The sequence below is a fragment of the Pseudomonas sp. UBA4194 genome (assembly GCF_002379585.1).
In the GTDB taxonomy this organism is placed as follows: Bacteria; Pseudomonadota; Gammaproteobacteria; order Pseudomonadales; family Pseudomonadaceae; genus Aquipseudomonas.
The window spans coordinates 6,098-23,379 of the sequence record NZ_DFUE01000048.1 but is presented as its reverse complement, the minus strand read 5'-3'; the positions used below and the strand labels follow the sequence as shown (position 1 = coordinate 23,379).

The window sequence follows — 17,282 nt, the reverse complement described above, 5'->3', positions numbered from 1 at the left end:
GGCGTACAGCCGCGAAGAGGCCAGACCTGCGGTACGCCTTCAAGGCCCCTTCGCGGCTTCACACCGCTCCTACAGGGGATATTCATGCCTTTGTAGGAGCGGCGTACAGCCGCGAAGGGGCCGGACCTGCCCACCCCAAACACCGTTTACAACTCCATTTCCGCCAACGCCCTGCGCAATGGCGCGTCCGATACCTGTATAGGCCCGTGAAACGGGATATCCATGTCCAACACCAGGTACATGGAAGCCGCGATCAATGCGGCTGACACCGTGAACATCCCCACCACCATCGGATTCTGCGGCGCACGATAGCCATAACTGGCGAAAATCAACGTCAACCACGCCACCAGCATCCACACCATCGGCCGGGGCAGGGCGCCTTCGGATTGCTCGACGATCTTCCAGCGCTGTTCGATCAGTGAGTGATACTGCTGGCGCAGATCCACCAACATACCTTCATGAAAACGATCCTGGGGGTTCACCACGTTCAGCGCTCCCCCGATGTTGTCCAGGTATTCAACCGCCTGGCTTCTCTGATGCTGCAGCGCCTGATCGCCGTGGTACGGGTTGGCAATGGCTTCTTTGACGTAGGTGTTCAGGCGAGCACGAGTATCACTGGCTTCGGGGCCGTACGATTGCAGCGTCCGGTCGAAGATGATCAGGCTGGTGGCGTAGGCATGGAAATTGGCGTCCACAGACTCGAATGTATTCTTGGCCGAATTGATCATCAGGCCAAATACCAGAGAGGTCATCACCACGAAGACGTTGGCCACCAGGCGCACCACCGTATTGGTGTCGTCATCGCGGTGCCTGGCCGAGAGCTTGGGGTACAAGCGCATCATCATCAGCGATGCGCTGAGCAAGCATAGAAAGGTGGCAACGGCTGTCCAGATGTTTTCCATGGGTTCTCCGCTGCTTGAAGGACCGGCTTTGGAACTCATTCTAGAGCAGCGGCTGTGCCGCGCCACCTTACCGTTGCGCTTGGGCTAGCCTCATCAATTCGAAGCGGCGCGGCGTAACGTGATCCGGGTCAACTCCGAAGGCCGGCCCAGGCGTAGTGCAAACCCTGGCCACAGGGCGGTGCCGTTGTTGACGTACAACTGCATGCCGCCCACCTGGTAGAACCCTGAAACAAAGCCTTCGTTCGCGTTGGCGATCACCTGATCGAGCAAGCGGATCATGCCGCCGTGGGTATGCCCGGACAGCTGCAGCGCCACGCCTTGGTCGGCGGAGAGACGAGCGTTGCGGGGCTGGTGATCAAGCAGAATGATCGGCATGTCTTTCGGCGCGCCGCTCAAGGCCTGCTTGAGGTCGGGCGGGGGAAAGCCTGTTCTTGGCGCGGTCACGTCGGTGACGCCGGCCAGGACGAATTCAGCGCCATCGCGCTTGATCAGCGTGTGGCTGTTCGCGAGCGGGATCATGCCCAGCGAAACGAAGTGCTGCATCCATGCGGTGTTATCGAAAAAGTACTCGTGATTGCCGGGAATGACATACACCCCGTCCGGGGCATGCAGCTCGCGCAAGGGCGCGACATCTCGAGTGCGGTTGTGCACCGAGCCGTCGATAAGGTCCCCGGTGACCACCATCAGATCGACGCCGAGTTTATTCGAATCCTGCACTACGGCTCGGGTCCAGGGTTCGTCGAACAAACGGCTGATGTGCATATCGGTCAGTTGCAGAATCTTGTAGCCATCGAATTGCGGGGGCAGGTCGCGGATGGCCACTTCGATGTCCTTGACCGGCGGCACCCGTACCGCTTGATTCACACCAATGGCAGCGAGTATCAGCGCGACCGTACCCAACCCATAGCGCAGGCTCGGAGGAATGGTCAGCCATTGGCGACGGATCAGCATGGTCAGCAAGGTGCCCAGATCGACGATGATCTGCAGCACCGCGATCAGCAGAATGGCGCCGAATGCCCAGTTGAACAGCATCACCACGACGCGGGGGAATTCCGGGGAAAAGACGCTGCCCGATGAGAAGCGGGAATACAGGTGGTACTGGGAGGCCAGCAGCAGCAACAGCGCAGCCACGATGCGCGCCGACAATGACCATGGCATGGGCCAGATGAAGCGCACGATGGCGTAGAGGCAGGGCATGCTGAACATGAGGTGAAACATCGGGTTGCTCCGTCGAAGGTGGGCTAAAGCTGAAGATGAGCGCGATGTAGAAAGCTTGACTGCGATACGGGGAATTCCGCCCAAGCGATGCTGGTACCGCGCTCGGGGTGTCTACCCCAATGCGTGTACCGAGCGGCATGCGCAAATTGCGCCGAAAGGTCAGATCAAATCCGTAGGGGTTAAGTTCAGATGATGGCACTGCGCCGCAGTGCAGCACCTGAACTTATTGCTGCAGCCGAAATCCGAGTGTATCGAGCTGATGACAAACGTCTTCGCCAAAGCCATGATGCAACGCAATCGAAACTGATCGCCTCATCGTCAAATAATTTAATGCATAAAAATGACCGATAGACACGCCGACTCAGCTGTTCCTGCCGTCGAGGTGAAACGCCCCCTCGTCTCGATAATCGCGCCCTGTTACAACGCCGAGAAATTTCTCGAACAAGCCGTTCTGAGCATTTTCGCGCAGGACTACCCCCATTTCGAAGTCATCATCGTCGACGACGGTTCCAGCGATCGTAGCGTTGCGATGCTCGAGGCCCTGCAGCAGACCTACGATTTCACCCTGCTGCAGCAGGCCAATCAGGGAGTTAGCGCGGCGCTCAACCATGGGCTAAAGCATGCCAGCGGTGTCTACGTATCCACGCCGGACCTGGACGACGTGATGTTGCCCCATTCGCTAAGCCTGCGCGTTAACTACCTCGAAGCACATCCCGAGGTGGGCGCCGTGGGTGGGTTGATTCAGTACATGGACACCGCCGGCAATCCGATCAAGGATCAAACCGCCACTCAGCTTCGCCGGATGAACTTCGATGACATCCTGGCCAACGCTCGGGTCAGTGGCGCGCCGGTGACGCTGTATCGGATGGACCTGCTGCGCCAGGCCAATTTCTACGATCCGGCGATCAAGGTGCAGGACTTTCAGATGACCTTGCGGGTGGCCAGGCAAGGCGTCGAGATCCACGTGTTGCCGGTGATCATCACCCGCTACCGTCGTCACCCCAATAACCTCTCGCGCCGATACAAAACCTTGCTGGACGCGGACATGCGCGCCATCGAGCCGTATCGCGCTCATCCTGGCTACGAGCAGGGCAGGGCCAAGCTGGTCAACAAGGCCCTGAAGTACGCCGTGGTCGAAGACAAGAAAGATGCCTTGCGTCTGTTGTGCTCGATCCCGTTGAAGTTGTGGGACCGCACGACGTTTCGGCGTGTGAAACGCTTGATGCTGCATTGGTAGAAAGAAGGAACGGGTTGCCATGAAGTGGTGGGACAGATTCAGGAAAAGGAAGGTGCGCAAGCACTTGAACGGGTTCGAGAAGCTCTTGCGGGGGCCGGAAAGAATCCGCATGCGCTACCCTCATTACGAAATCGGTGTGGGGACGTATGGCACACCGGAGGTACAGGAATTCGGGGACGACACCACCTTCAAAGTGGGTAATTACACGTCGATTGCCGAAGGGGTGAAGGTACTGCTCGGCGGTGGTCACCGCATCGACTGGGTCAGCTGTTTTCCGTTTCCGCTGATCATCGATGAGGCCAAGGGCATCGCCGGTGCGGCCCCTACCAAGGGCGACGTGATCATCGGCAGCGACTGCTGGATCTGCGCCAATGTGCTGATCCTGTCGGGCGTCACCGTGGGTCATGGCGCAGTGGTTGCAGCCGGTGCGGTAGTGACCAAGGACATCCCGCCCTACGCGGTGGTAGGCGGCAACCCGTGCAAGTTCATCAAGTGGCGCTTCGAGGAGGAAGTGCGTGAAGGTTTGTTGGCTTCGGAGTGGTGGAATTGGCCGGTCGATGAGGTCAAGTCGGTATCGGGCTTGTTGTGCAGTGACGATCTGCAGGGCTTCCTGAGTTATGCCCGGCAGCGGAACACTGACCCTAATACCAATGTCACAGCTTAAGCCCTTGATTTGTATCCAGACTCTGTAAGCTTGGTACCGGAACCATGACTGCCAACGCTGTCGTGTGTTGTTACAATGCCAGCAGTACCTGCGGTTGTCGCAGTCGGTCCTCCGTCCTAGAGTGCGAACCGCATTATTTTTCTCAGAGCACAGTTTATGAACACGTTCAAAACCGACATTGAAGAGCAACCGCTGGTGTCGGTCATCATCGCGTCCTACAACCACGCTCCGTACATCGAAGCATCGATCAACAGTGTGCTCGCGCAAACCTACGCCAATATCGAGTTGCTGGTAGTGGACGATGGCTCCTCCGACGGGTCGGCGCAGTTGCTGCGCGAACTCAGTGAGCGGCACGGTTTCGGATTGGTGGTGCAGGAGAACAAGGGCCTGTCGCGGACATTGAACGAATCGGTAGCGCGCTGCAACGGCAGTCTGGTGGTGCCGTTCGGCTCAGACGATGTGATGTTCGCCCATCGTATAGCCACTCAGGTGGCCTACATGCAGGACAAGCCTGAAGTGGGGATCTGCTCGGCCAATATCGAGATTATCGACAGCACCGGCAAGGTCATGTGTGAGCGCGAGCAGCGCAAGCGCAACGAGCCGTTCCGCCGCCTGGATTTCGACGACATGTTCCTCGATCGCAAGCCGGGCCCTACGGCCGCCACCCTGATGTTTCGCCGGGAGGCGCTGGAGACGGTAGGCGGGTTCAACCCGGAGATCCGGCTGGAAGATGTGTACATCGAGCTGGCGGTGACGCGGGCAGGGTACTTCATCGACGTGCTGGGCGAGCCGTTGTCGCAGTACCGGAAACATCCCACCAATACGTACAAGAACGGCCGGTTCATGGTCGAAAACGTGTTGAAGACCCTGGAGGTCTACCGTGAGCATCCGGCGTATGAACAGGTGCGGCTGCGGTTTCTCAACTCCATGTTCTTGAAGTATGCAAGGAAGGACAAGGTGCTGGGCCGGGAACTGCTGGGGATGATTCCGTTGAAGGCCTGGAACAGGAAGACGCTGCGGGGAATGCTGAGAATGGTCTTTTCCTGAGCGCCCGATCAGGCGAGGCGAGGCGAGGCAAGGGGCCGGGTGAGGGGCCCTGACACAGGCCCCCAGCCCCGACTTCATTCACCGAACCCGCTTCAAGCCATTCCCCCAGTGCACCAGCCACTGCGCATACACCAGCGCCATCGGTATCCAGATCAGGAACCAGTGCTCCTTGGGCCGAGACAGAAACGCGCTGCCCTCGGTCAACCCCGAAGCAAAGCCGAACACCAGCCAGGTTGCGGCCAGCACCACCTGCGGTTCGCGGCGATTCAGCCAGCAGAAGCGCATGGCCAGGCCGTAAAGCACCATCCACAGCACGAAGCCGACGATGCCGCCCATGTACAGCACGCCTAGCTCGATGTTATGTGGATCCGCGAGGGTAAAGTCCAGTCCGGGGATCACCACCAGCATGGGCGAGTCGTAGCCATGGCCTAGCCAAGGTTTTTCGCCGATCTGGCGCAAGGACTCCATCCATATTTCCGGGCGATACGACGCGCCGCGCTGCGTCAGCACATCGGGAACCACGGCATAGAGCACTGCCACCCCCAGCAGGGCAATGGCGATGGCAATGCCGCCGCGCTTCTTGTTGCCGGCCGCCATCAACCACAGCAGTGCCGCCGCCAGACCCACAATGGGTGTACGTGAACCGGTGGACACCAGCGTGAGGCCCAGAATGGCCAGGCAGATCAGCGCGACCGGGTTCCAGTGGTTCTTGCCGATGTACCAGGTGGCCAGCCAGAAGCTGGCGAAGGCACCAAACACATGGGCACTGAGCAGCGGATTGTAGAGCGCGCCATAGCCGTCGAGCCGGGCCCCGAAAGGCGCGCCTTGAATGCCGTAGAAATACACCAGCGACAAGGCCGCCGCTGCGGTGGCGATGACTGCCGCGACGCGACTGACTTGAGGCATACGCTGCGGATGCTCGATGGCAATGATGCCGGCGGACAGCAGCACCATGGCGATGTACAGCGGACGCTTGAACAGCGAGCCGAAGTCTTCGCTTTCCGAGGCCCAGCTCACGGTAAGCATGATATAGGCGCTGAATGCGGCGAAGGCCAGGAACATCGGGTTGCTGGCCAGGCGCTTGAGCAGTTGCGGTTGCAGGGCCACCGCGATCAAGGTGGGCGCGGCCAGGAATATGTAGAAAAACTTGTGATAGAGCGGGCGTTCCCAGGCCCAGAACATGCCGGTCATGATCACCAGCCAGCCGAAGGGCAGTATGTAGCCGTTGAGTACGTGTGCGGTCCTTGCGCGTAGCGAGGGAGTCACGGCTTGCGAGGTGGTGTGTATGTCCATAGGCCTGCAGATGTGGAGGGGCGACGGCGGCAATTGTACGTCGATGTAAGCCCCGTCCGACAGTCATCCTTGCGAGGTCGTGTTACCCGTTGCAACAGCGGCGTGAACCGCTGCCGCCACCTGAACCCTCAGGCCTTCGAGCTGACCTTGACGTCCTTGAACAAACAGAACACCAGCACAGCAGCGAGAATCTCGAGTGCGGCCACGAAGTACAGCCCCGCCGCCAGGCTACCGGTGAGGGTACGCAGGAAGCCGATCATGTACGGCGCGACGAAGCCGGCCAGGTTGCCGATGCAGTTGATCAAAGCAATGCCACCGGCTGCAGCGGTGCCCGCCAGGAAGGCGCCGGGGATCGACCAGAACACTGGAAAAGCGGCGAGAATGCCGGCTGCGGCAACGGTGAGTGCAATCAGTGCCAGGGTGGCATTGCCCAGGCACAGGCCGGTAGCGATCAACCCCAGACCGGCCAACAGCGCGGCCATCGCGCAATGAAGGCGGCGTTCGGCAGTCTTGTCCGAATGGCTGCCGTTCCACAGCATGGCCAGGGTGCCGACGATGAAGGGAATCGCGGCCAGCAGGCCAATGCTCATGGTGTCGTTGACGCCCAGGGATTTGATCACCGATGGCGTCCAGAAGGCGATGGTGGCGTTGCCCGAGACGATGCAGAAGTACACCAGGGTGCATAGCCACAGCTTGGGGTTGCGCACCAGGCTTTTCAGGTCACTGTGTTTTTCCGGCGCAGCGTCTTCCTGGGCGATGACGGCGCTGACCCTTTCACGTTCGGCGGGGCTCAGCCATTTTGCATTGGCCGGCTTTTCCGGCAGATAGCGCAGCACGGCAATCCCGGCCAGTACCGAAGGGATACCTTCCAGGATGAACAGCCATTGCCAGTTCGCCAGGCTACCGACGCCCACCATGCGGCTCATGATGAAACCGGCGAGAGGCCCGCCGACGATCCCGGCGATGGCGAATGAGGTCATGAACATGCCATTGATGCGGGCGCGCTGGGCGGCCGGGAACCAATAGGTGAGGTACAGCACGACGCCCGGGAAGAAGCCGGCTTCGAACACGCCCAGCAGAAAGCGCAGGATGTAGAACGACATCGGGCTCTGCACGTAGGCCATGGCCATGGAGGTCAGGCCCCACAGGATAGTGATCCGGGCCAGGGTGCGGCGGGCGCCGATTTTCTCCAGCAACAGGTTGCTGGGCACTTCGAACAGGAAGTAGCCAATGAAAAAGATCCCGGCACCCAGCCCATAGACGGCTTCGCTGAAGCCCAGATCATCGAGCATCGCCAGTTTGGCGAAGCCGACGTTGACCCGGTCGATCCAGGCCAGCACGAACAGGAACACCAGAAACGGCAGCAGGCGCCAGGCGATCTTGCGGTAGGTGGCCGCCGTTTGCGCCTTGTCCGAGGCGACGCCAGGTGAATCGGCGGTCAGGACGGGATTGTGATTCATGTTGCATCTCCATCGATTCAGCGCTGGAGCAGCCACGCTGTGGCCACCAGGGATTTCACCGGCGGCCATTGCCGCCAGCGTCAAGGCACATAGGTTCGGGGTCAGTGAGGGTGCAGCAAGGCTTCCACGCTGCGGGCGATCTGCAGCACTCGGGCGTCCTGACCGTTGAGGCCGGCAATCGACAGGCCCACAGGCAGCTCTGCGGCGGTGTGACAGGGCAGGCTCAGGGCGCAGCCGTCGAGAAAATTCAGCACACTGGTGTTGCGCAGCACCAGAGCGTTGGTGGCGAAGAACTGGGCGACGTCCTGCTCCAGCGCTTCGAGCGGCGGCGGTACGATTGCCACGCTGGGCAGCAGCCAGCCATCGGCGTCGCCCAGTCGCTGTTTGGCGATGTCGATCAGCCGCCGACGCTGGGCGAGCAAGGTCAGGTAGTCCGCGGCGCTGAGCGCTTCGCCCCGGCGGATGCGCTGGGCAACACGCGGATCGTAGGCATGGGCCTGGTCGCCGGTGAGCCAGTCCTTGTGCAGATGCCAGGCTTCGGCAGCAGTCAGCCCGCCGGCGCCATTGATGACGGGCAGTTCGTGCAGCTCAGGGAAATCGAACCAACGGATCACCGCGCCGGCGGCAGCGAGGCGTTGCAGGCTGCGTTCGAACGCGGCGGCCACGGTGGCGTCGAGATTGTCCATGACGAAATCTCGGGTCACCGCCAGGCGCAATCCCTGTAGCGGGGCGGCGCGAGTGTCCAGGGTCGCACCGGACAGGACGGCGTCGAGCAGAATGCTGTCGTCCACGCAGGCAGTCAGCGCACCTATGCAGTCCAGGCTGGTCGCCAGGGGCAGGGCGCCCACCGTCGAAACCCGTCCGGCGCTGGGCTTGAAGCCGACCAGCGAACAGAACGCGGCCGGGATGCGCAGCGAACCGCCGGTATCGGTACCCAGCCCAGCCACGGCCATGCCCTCGGCCACACTGACGGCAGCGCCAGAGCTGGAGCCGCCGGCAATGCGCCCCGGTGCTACCGGGCTGGTGGGGCTGCCGTAGTGGGGGTTGAGGCCCAGACCCGAGAAGGCGAATTCGCTCATGTTGGTACGGCCCAGCAGGATAGCCCCCGCAGCTCGCAGGCGGGCGACTACAGGCGCATCGATGGGCGCAGGTTCAGCTTGAGCCAGTACGGTGGAGCCGGCTGCGGTGATTTGCCCCGTTACATCGAACAGGTCTTTGATGGACACGGGCAGGCCGGCGAGCGGCGAAGGCACGTAGCCTGCGGCTCGGGCCAGGTCGCTGGCGCGTGCAGCTTGCAGGGCACTGTCAGCGTCAACGCTGATATAGGCGTGCCCTCCTTGGCTGCGGTGAGCGTCGATCCGCGCCAGCGCCTGGCTGACCAGATGCTCGCTGGTGGTACGGCCATGGGCGAGATCGTCTGCAAGTTCGCTGATGGGCTTCATGCTGATCACTCCGCGACCGGCAGCGCTTCGACGCTGTAGGCATGGCGCAGGCTGCGATCGAGTACAGGATCGAACAGCTCCATTTCAAATCCCTCGCCGTAGCCCAGTTCGCCGATGACCGGCTGGGTGCCGCAGAACATCGCTGTGCCGGCGGGCAGGTCGGCGGCATCGTTGAGCTTGGCCAGCAGGGTCTCGGGGGCGAGCAGCGCGGTGACCGGGCCCTCCTGATACAACGCACGTTCGCCATTGCGACTGCGCCAGGTGCGCATGATCAGTTGGTCCCAATGGCCTTTGACTTCGTCCAGTAACCAAGCCTGAGCGGCGATAGGCTTGTCGCACATCTGTTTCGACACGGTGACGTCGAAGGCTTCGACCTTGCGGTCGGTGTGGTCCGAACCCAGGCCGACCAGCAGACCGTGTTCGCTGGGGATCAATACGAATTCGGTTTCGCCGGAGGAATCCTGGCCAGGCACCTGGATGCTCGACGCCGGGTTCAGCAGGCTGGCAGCGACGCGATAGAAGCAAGGGATCTGCGTAGGGCGGCGCACGCCCAGTGCTTCCAGTTCGGCAATGTGATGTTCGACCGCTGCGCTATTGCGTCCGGCCCAGCCGGCGATGATCAGGTGGTCGATCTGTACCGAGACGTCGCCGCAGCCGGCAACTTGAAGATGGAGTTGAGTCATGGTCATGCCCTTGCGCTGAGTGGAGAACGGCATCCTGTTTCTGATACCACTCTGATATATCACAGGTTTTTCATAAAGCAACGGCTGTGCCAATCCACGGTAGGAGTGAGGTCAAGGGCCGTATTACGGCGCTTTCAGGGGATCTGGATAGATGGTCCGGGGCGTGCGGGCGGGTGTTACCTGTTACGTTCCTGCACCGTAACTGGGCGGGAAATGCCCAAGGCAGGTGCGGCTGCCCCACAGGACGGGACGAATTGCCGAGCGACAATAAAAGAGATTTCAAATACAGTGATATATCAGTTCAGCCTCGAGGAACGCTGCCTTGCTTGATGCCGCTTTAACCGAACCCACAGCCAAACCCTCCCTGAAGGGCGGTGCCAGCCTGCGTGAGTTGGCCTATGCGCAGATCAAGCAGCGCATCATTTCCTGCGATCTGCGCCCCGGCGACGCCATCAATGAAGCCCAGCTGACGCAGCTGCTGGGGCTGGGCCGTACCCCTGTCCATCAAGCCTTGCATCGCCTGGAGATGGAGGGGATGGTCACCATTTTGCCGCGCAAGGGCGTGATGGTGACGCCCATCTCCCTCAACGACATCCTGGACATGATCGACGTGCGCGTCTGCAATGAGCAGCTATGCGTGAAGCTGGCGCTCGAGCGCGCGCAGGAAAGCGATTTCCTGCAGATGCGCGACATCCTCGGTCGCACACCGCAGCTGCTCCAGCGTAGAGATGTGAACGGCTTGATGGAGGTCGACCTGCAATTTCACCTGGCCATTTCAGCCGCTGCGCGAAATCGGGTGCTGGCAGATTTGTTACGAACCTTGCACGAGAAGCAGGCCCGTTTCTGGTTTCTGACGCTGTCGGAGATGCACCACAGCGAACGCATCTACGACGAACACACCCAGATTCTCACCGCCATGGAGCGCCGCGACAGCGATGCGGCGATTCAGGCCATTCAGCATCATATCGAGGATTTCCGCAGGGCTATCACTCGCACGCTGTAGGCGTCCATGAGGCTCGGAAACTTCAGCTAACAGCCCCGCAGTGGAAGCATTCCCAGCATGAACTAGGGTGAGCGGGCGGCTTTGGAATGCCGCCTATCTCATCTTTCTCATGGAGCGTTCGCAATGCGTACAACAATCATCTCGGCACTGGCATTGGCATTTTTCACCGCCCTGGCGACGCCGGCGTGGTCGGCATCCACCCCTTCGGCCACTGCCAAGCTTGAAGCCACCGCGCCTGCCACTGTGCAACTGGCCGAGGCGGGCAAAGTGAACCTGAACAGCGCCGATGCCGAGAGTTTGAAGCGGGAACTGTCGGGGGTAGGGTTGGCCAAGGCAGAGGCGATCGTCAAGCACCGAGAGGCCAATGGGCCCTTTCATTCGGTGGACGAGCTGCTGGAAGTCAAGGGGATCGGCAAGGCGCTGCTCGATCGCAACCGCGACAAGTTGATGGTCAAGTAAGGCATTTGACCTTGTGTGGAAAAGCCGGCTAGCTGCCGGCTTTTTTGTCGCCGTCGTCCGACGGGGGAGGCTGCCGGCTGCTGACCAGTCGCAGTTTGTATCTATCCGGTATCACCGCTTCGACAATGTCTGCTGCCCGTTCGGTGCCGCCCATCAAATGGACGGCATCAGCCAGACCTTCCAGGTTGGGCCAACTGTTTTCCAGCAACTGGCGCAGGTGCTCGGCGATGGTTTGTATGCTGGCGCGGTGGCTACCGTGGATGCCAGCGCCGGAGTAGGCCACCCGCGCCGCTACGCCCGGCTCGTCCGCGGCAATGGGTAAAGCCAAGATGGGTGTTTCCGCGACGATAGCGTCCAGTACCACATTGAGCTCGGCGTGGGTGACGAGCACATCGGCGTATTGCAGCACCAGGTTCTGATCAGCGTAATCGGTGACCCATGTCGCCCCGCTGCTCAGCAGTTGATCGCTTTGCCGGTGATTGAGACCGCCGCAGTGCATCACCAGCAACTGCGCGTTCAAGGCTTTGCAGGCCCTGGCGATGCGCTTGAACAGGCCAAGCCTGCGGCCGTGCAGCACACCCAGCGTAGCGAATACCAGCGGCCGCGTGGTATCCAGCGTGTAGGGCAGCTTGTTGATGACGCTGGGCAGCCGCCGCAATGGGCCGACTTCATGAAACCAGGGCGGCAGGTTAGGGCGGGGAAAGTCAAACTCGAGCACTGTCTGGCTGATCTGGGCCAGTGGCGACAGGCATTCGTGCAAGCCTTCGCGTTCGGGCAGGCCTAACGCCCGGGCCTGCTGGCGAACCACTGTGCGGTGTGGCTTCATCAGCCAGTCGTGCAGCTTGGCGCCCCGCAAATACCGCCGGCGTGCGCGCTCGTCGCGCTCGTAGGGGTAGGGCAGCACCGGCAAGGGAATGGTGACGTCCTCCCGATTGACCGGGAGCGTGCAGGCAATGGAAACGAAGGGCAGGGCCATGGCTTGAGCGACCAAGGCACCGGCGGCTTCTTGCTGGTCGCAGATGACCGCGTCGATCCGTTCATCCTTGAATGCCTGAGGCAGATGCTCGCAGAGGATGCCGGTGCTGCGTGCCATGTCGCGGATGCGCTGGCGTTGGGCAAAAGGATTGTTTGGATTGGAGGCCAGGCGTTCTGTGATTCGCAGACTGCCCTGCGGATATTGGTCGGCCCCGATGCTGCGAAATTTGATCTGGGGGAAGCGAATGAGGTGACGGGCGTCGGGTTGATGGAAGAACGTCACGCTGTGACCGCGTTCAATCAGCTCCATCGCCAAATGCTCGAGCGGCTGGTAATGAGCCTGCAAGGGTGGCGCGACGACAGCAAAGCGAATCATGAGATACCCCCAGAATCCATCGGGCGGTGGGCCGTCGCGATTGTACACATTCTACGACTTGTAGCGTTTATGCACAGTAAACGGTTTTATCTTCATGAGGCAATGAGGAGTGATGGCAGTTCCAAATTATTTGCCGGACAGCCTTTGCCGCATCGCAATCGCTGGTATGGCGACGACGGAGAGGCCCGCGGGTGCCCCTGGGCTCTTGTGGTAATTCTTTCTAAAACAATTGGTTAGGCAATTGAATTTCATCCCGTTGAAACTGATCGTCAAATCGCCGACGCACGGCCAGCCCATGCTCTATCGTCAGGAGTATGCTCTGGAGGGCGCCGCCTGAGAGCGGCACATTCGAATCGATGATGCGGGCATCAAAACGCTCGCGGCAGTGGCCTGGCGAAGCGGGTCAAGGGTTGTCTTTCGCACGCGTGGCTGGGACGTTGATCATGACTGACAAGACATTGAGAATTCTGATTGCCGACGAGTTGGACGAGCAGGTCGTGCAGATCGAACGCACCCTCAACCACTTGGGTTATTTCCGGGTGGTACCGGTGGCATCGCTGGACGAATTGATGACCATGGTGCAAAGCGCATTCGAGCCTTTCGATCTGCTGATCGCCAACACCGACATGGCGGTGCGCTCCGGGGTAGACCTGCCGCGATTCTGCAAGGCCAGCCCGCAGGTCCGGCATGCTTTGCTTTACGAAGCGCAGAAGGCGGATCTGCCGGAGCCTGCCGACCCCTCGCAGATCAACGCCGGCGTGAGTGTGGCGCAGTTGCCGGATAGCGAGGTGCTGAAGAAGTTCATGGCGATAGTCGAATCGCCGCAGGCGCCTATGGAGAACAAGGTACGGGTGATCGGCGAGCAAACGCCTGGCAGGAAAGGGCGCGGGCAGGTGGCGGGGTTGCGGCCTTTGTGAATGGGGTAGGGCGTGGAGGGTGTGGTGGATGGTCCCCTCACCCCAGCCCTCTCCCTAGGGGAGAGGGAGCTAAAAGCGGACTGCGGTGGCCGCAACTCCACCGTACGGCTCCTCTCCCTTGGGGATAGGGGGCTAAAAGCGGACCGCGGTGGCCGCAACTCCACCATACGGCTCCCTCTCCCTCAGGGAGAGGGCTGGGGTGAGGGGACCATCCACCACCCATCTCAACCCCCTATCCACCAAAAATAACCACCCCTGCGCTTTTTGCTATCCTGCGCGCCTTTGCAGAGCGCGAACATACGCGCCGCCCGTCCATCAGCGGATCCACTCATGCCTGCCAATCACACTGCCCAGCCCCTGCTGCTCAGCCGCAGCGACCACAAGACCCTTGGCCTAGCGGCCTTGGGCGGGGCGCTCGAGATCTACGATTTCATCATCTTCGTGTTCTTCGCGCTGACCCTCAGCCAGTTGTTCTTTCCCCCCGAAATGCCTGAGTGGCTGCGCCTGCTGCAAAGCTTCGGCATCTTCGTGACCGGCTATCTGGCGCGTCCGCTGGGTGGCATCCTCATGGCCCATTTTGCCGACCGCCTGGGGCGCAAGCAGGTGTTCAGCCTGAGCATCCTGATGATGGCGGTGCCGTGCCTGCTGATCGGCGTAATGCCCACCTATGCCGACATCGGTTATTTCGCACCGCTGCTGTTGCTGGCCTTGCGCATTCTGCAGGGTGCCGCCGTGGGCGGCGAAGTGCCCAGCGCCTGGGTGTTCGTGGCCGAACATGTGCCAGCGCGGCGCCGTGGCTACGCCCTGGGGTTTCTGCAGGCGGGTCTGACCTTCGGCTATCTGCTGGGGGCGCTGACGGCGACCCTGCTGGCGCGGGTGTACACACCGCAGGAAATTCTCGAGTGGGCGTGGCGTCTGCCTTTTCTGTTGGGCGGGGTGTTCGGCGTGGTCGGGGTCTGGCTGCGCCGTCTGTTGAGCGAAACGCCGGTGTTCCTGGCCATGCGCGAGCGCCGCGAACACGTCGCCGAGTTTTCCCTGCGCACGGTGTTGCGCGAGCATCGAGCGTCGTTGATTCCGGCCGTGCTGCTGACCTGCGTATTGACCTCGGCAGTGGTAGTGCTGGTGGTGATCACGCCCACGGTTATGCAGCAGCGCTTCGGCCTGGACGCCCGCCATACCTTTGCCCTGAGCAGCCTGGGTATCGTGTTCCTGAACATCGGCTGTGTACTGGCCGGCCTGCTGGTGGACCGCATCGGCGCCTGGCGAGCCCTGGTGGTCTACTGCCTGCTGCTGCCGGTGGGCGTTGGTGGGCTGTACGCCGGCCTGGTGTCCGGCTCGACGGCGCTGCCGCTGGCTTACGCTGCCGCGGGCCTGGGCTGTGGCGTGGTGGGGGTGGTGCCGTCGCTGATGGTGGGGCTGTTTCCAGCCAAGGTGCGGGTTTCGGGGATCTCCTTTACCTATAACGTCGCCTACGCCCTGTGGGCCAGTACCACCCCGTTGTTGTTGATTGCCTTGATGCCGTGGAGCCCCTGGGTGTGTGTGGGCTATTGCCTGGTGATGGGTGCTGTGGGGGTGTGGACGGCGTGGTGGTTTGGCAGGCGGCGGGTAGTGCCCGTGTTTGCTTGATATGTTGAACAGACCGGCCCCAGTGGCCGGTTTTTTTATGGGGTGTCAGGCAGGGCGCTATCGCGGGCAGAGCCCGCTCCCACAGAGGTGGCAGCTACCCAAGATCCCTCTGCTCCCACAAAAATATCAGCCCCCTGCAGATCCCCTGTGGGAGCGGGCTCTGCCCGCGATGAGGCCAGCCCAGCCAATAAAGATCCAAATATCCCACATACAGGGATAACAATTTACATATTGAGATTCCCAGCCAATCCAGTCTATAGTCCCCTTCATCAACCCACCGCCACTCACTCCCAAAAACAAACAAGGTGAAGCGATGCAGGCGCAACTTATCGCGCTCGATTGGGGGACCAGTTCCCTGCGAGCGTATCTACTGGGCCCCAACGGCCACGTGCTCGACCAGCGTTCGCTGGATCGCGGCATCATGCAATTGTCCGACACCCCCCGCCTTGTCGCCGGCCATACCACCGCCAATGGCTTCGAGCTGGCCCTCGACGAAGCGTGCGGCGACTGGCTGGACGCACAGCCGACGATCCCGGTCATTGCCTGCGGCATGGTCGGCAGCGCGCAGGGTTGGCGAGAAGTGCCTTATTGCCCCGGCCCGGCGCGTGCGGCGGATGTGGCGGCGGGCATGGTCACCGTGCGCAGCGTGCGCGGTATCGACGTACACCTGGTGCCCGGTGTGCTCCAGCACTCGGCGCTGCCGAATGTGATGCGCGGCGAAGAAACCCAGATCTTCGGCCTCCTGGGCAGTCTGCCCGTAGACAGCCGCGATCAAGCGTTGCTGATCGGTTTGCCCGGCAGCCACTCGAAGTGGGCCCGTGTAGTGGAGCAGCGCATCGAGCACTTCGACACCTTCATGACCGGCGAGCTGTTCGCCGCCGCCTGTGCCCACACCATTCTCGGCCGTACCCAGCAGCGTGGCGCGTCGTTCGATGTGCAGGCGTTCGAGCGGGGCGTGGGTGTGGCGCTTTCCCAGGAAGGCAGCATCGGTGTGCTGTCCACGATGTTCAGCGCCCGCAGTCTGGGCTTGACCGGGCAGCTGCCGGCCGCCGAGCAAGCGGACTACCTGTCAGGCCTGATGATCGGCCACGAACTGCGCGCCCTGGCCGAAGTGCTGCGTTCGCGCAGTGGCCAGGTCGAACTGCCTCCAGTGGTGCTGATCGGCAACGGCGCGCTGTGTCAACGCTATCGGAAGGCCTTGGCCTTGTGTGCATTTCCTGGGGTGAGCCTGGCTGAACAGGCTACCGAACGGGGTCTCTGGAGCCTGGCAGTTGCCGCCGGGCTCGTCGCTCAACCGCTCCAAGAGGTTTGACATGCTCAAGCAAGCAATGGCCCAGAACGGGCTGATCGCCATCCTGCGCGGTCTGCGCCCCGAGGAATCGGTGGCCATCGGCGAGGTGTTGTACAGCGCCGGTTTTCGGATTATCGAGGTGCCGCTCAATTCCCCACAGCCGTACGACAGCATTCGTCTGCTGCGCAATAGTTTGCCGGCCGACTGTGTGGTGGGCGCCGGCACCGTATTGACCGAGGAACAGGTAGGGCTGGTGAAGGCCGCCGGCGGGCAGTTGATCGTCATGCCCCACAGCGATGCCAAGGTGTTGCGCGCCGCCAAGCAGGCTGGCCTGTACCTGGCGCCTGGGGTGGTGACGCCGACCGAAGCTTTCGCCGCGTTGGCCGAGGGCGCGGATGTGCTCAAGCTGTTTCCCGCCGAATTGATGAACCCTGGCGTGGTCAAGGCGCTGCTGGCGGTGCTGCCCAAGGGAACAGCGCTGGTGCCGGTGGGCGGAATCAGCCCGGATAACATGAAGCCGTTCCTGGATACAGGGGTCGTCGGGTTCGGCCTGGGGTCCGGGTTGTTCAAACCGGGGATGACGGTGGAGCAGGTGGCACAGAGTGCCAGGAATTACGTCGAGGCCTGGGGGCGGTTGACCGGGCAATGAGGTTGGCCTGGGATGAGGAGGTGAATGGTCCCCTCACCCC

General features: G+C 61.5%; 16 protein-coding genes. 9 read left to right on the top strand and 7 right to left on the bottom strand.

The window, feature by feature from the left end; translation table 11 throughout:
• Positions 1-146 precede the first annotated feature (146 nt).
• Both B3397_RS12870 and B3397_RS12865 read right to left on the bottom strand, forming a co-directional pair.
• Positions 147-902: a hypothetical protein gene (locus B3397_RS12870; protein ID WP_296250601.1), complete on the bottom strand. Its 756-nt coding sequence runs from the start codon at positions 900-902 to the stop codon at positions 147-149.
• A gap of 93 nt (positions 903-995) precedes the next feature.
• On the bottom strand, positions 996-2,120 hold the full coding sequence (locus B3397_RS12865; protein WP_296250599.1) for a metallophosphoesterase: 1,125 nt from the start codon (positions 2,118-2,120) through the stop codon (positions 996-998).
• A 340-nt stretch (positions 2,121-2,460) separates the two neighbouring features.
• Here B3397_RS12865 and B3397_RS12860 point away from each other — a divergent pair, with 340 nt between their 5' ends.
• The 3 genes from B3397_RS12860 to B3397_RS12850 all read left to right on the top strand — a co-directional run bounded on the left by B3397_RS12860 (position 2,461) and on the right by B3397_RS12850 (position 5,068).
• The gene (locus B3397_RS12860; protein WP_414704380.1) at positions 2,461-3,357 is read left to right on the top strand and encodes a glycosyltransferase family 2 protein; all 897 of its coding nucleotides are present in this window, start codon (positions 2,461-2,463) and stop codon (positions 3,355-3,357) included.
• Positions 3,358-3,376: 19 nt separating this feature from the next.
• On the top strand, positions 3,377-4,021 hold the full coding sequence (locus B3397_RS12855; RefSeq protein ID WP_296250594.1) for a CatB-related O-acetyltransferase: 645 nt from the start codon (positions 3,377-3,379) through the stop codon (positions 4,019-4,021).
• A 156-nt stretch (positions 4,022-4,177) separates the two neighbouring features.
• Complete coding sequence (locus B3397_RS12850; protein WP_296250591.1) at positions 4,178-5,068, top strand: glycosyltransferase family 2 protein; 891 nt, start codon at positions 4,178-4,180, stop codon at positions 5,066-5,068.
• 78 nt (positions 5,069-5,146) lie between these two features.
• Here the strand turns inward: B3397_RS12850 and B3397_RS12845 are convergent, their stop codons facing one another.
• The 4 genes from B3397_RS12845 to B3397_RS12830 form a co-directional block, all read right to left on the bottom strand.
• A complete protein-coding gene (locus tag B3397_RS12845; RefSeq protein WP_296250590.1) occupies positions 5,147-6,361 on the bottom strand; it encodes an O-antigen ligase family protein in 1,215 nt (404 codons plus the stop codon).
• Positions 6,362-6,489: 128 nt separating this feature from the next.
• Positions 6,490-7,821: an MFS transporter gene (locus B3397_RS12840; RefSeq protein ID WP_296250588.1), complete on the bottom strand. Its 1,332-nt coding sequence runs from the start codon at positions 7,819-7,821 to the stop codon at positions 6,490-6,492.
• Between the two features lie 101 nt (positions 7,822-7,922).
• Positions 7,923-9,263, bottom strand: coding sequence for an amidase (locus B3397_RS12835; RefSeq protein ID WP_296250586.1), 1,341 nt, complete (start codon positions 9,261-9,263; stop codon positions 7,923-7,925).
• A gap of 5 nt (positions 9,264-9,268) precedes the next feature.
• Positions 9,269-9,979: a DUF2848 domain-containing protein gene (locus tag B3397_RS12830; protein ID WP_296250583.1), complete on the bottom strand. Its 711-nt coding sequence runs from the start codon at positions 9,977-9,979 to the stop codon at positions 9,269-9,271.
• 289 nt (positions 9,980-10,268) lie between these two features.
• Here B3397_RS12830 and B3397_RS12825 point away from each other — a divergent pair, with 289 nt between their 5' ends.
• Both B3397_RS12825 and B3397_RS12820 read left to right on the top strand, forming a co-directional pair.
• Complete coding sequence (locus B3397_RS12825) at positions 10,269-10,949, top strand: GntR family transcriptional regulator (protein WP_296250581.1); 681 nt, start codon at positions 10,269-10,271, stop codon at positions 10,947-10,949.
• Positions 10,950-11,072: 123 nt separating this feature from the next.
• Positions 11,073-11,408: a ComEA family DNA-binding protein gene (locus B3397_RS12820; RefSeq protein ID WP_296250579.1), complete on the top strand. Its 336-nt coding sequence runs from the start codon at positions 11,073-11,075 to the stop codon at positions 11,406-11,408.
• A 28-nt stretch (positions 11,409-11,436) separates the two neighbouring features.
• Here B3397_RS12820 and B3397_RS12815 read toward each other — a convergent pair whose 3' ends face one another.
• Complete coding sequence (locus tag B3397_RS12815; RefSeq protein ID WP_296250577.1) at positions 11,437-12,759, bottom strand: glycosyltransferase; 1,323 nt, start codon at positions 12,757-12,759, stop codon at positions 11,437-11,439.
• 443 nt (positions 12,760-13,202) lie between these two features.
• Here B3397_RS12815 and B3397_RS12810 point away from each other — a divergent pair, with 443 nt between their 5' ends.
• The 4 genes from B3397_RS12810 to B3397_RS12795 all read left to right on the top strand — a co-directional run bounded on the left by B3397_RS12810 (position 13,203) and on the right by B3397_RS12795 (position 17,242).
• Entirely contained in the window at positions 13,203-13,676 is a 474-nt protein-coding gene (locus B3397_RS12810) for a histidine kinase (RefSeq protein ID WP_296250575.1), read from the top strand.
• A 330-nt stretch (positions 13,677-14,006) separates the two neighbouring features.
• Complete coding sequence (locus B3397_RS12805; RefSeq protein WP_296250574.1) at positions 14,007-15,302, top strand: MFS transporter; 1,296 nt, start codon at positions 14,007-14,009, stop codon at positions 15,300-15,302.
• A 313-nt stretch (positions 15,303-15,615) separates the two neighbouring features.
• The gene (locus B3397_RS12800) at positions 15,616-16,614 is read left to right on the top strand and encodes a 2-dehydro-3-deoxygalactonokinase (protein ID WP_296250572.1); all 999 of its coding nucleotides are present in this window, start codon (positions 15,616-15,618) and stop codon (positions 16,612-16,614) included.
• 1 nt (position 16,615) lies between these two features.
• Complete coding sequence (locus B3397_RS12795; protein ID WP_296250571.1) at positions 16,616-17,242, top strand: 2-dehydro-3-deoxy-6-phosphogalactonate aldolase; 627 nt, start codon at positions 16,616-16,618, stop codon at positions 17,240-17,242.
• The last annotated feature ends 40 nt before the right edge of the window (positions 17,243-17,282 follow it).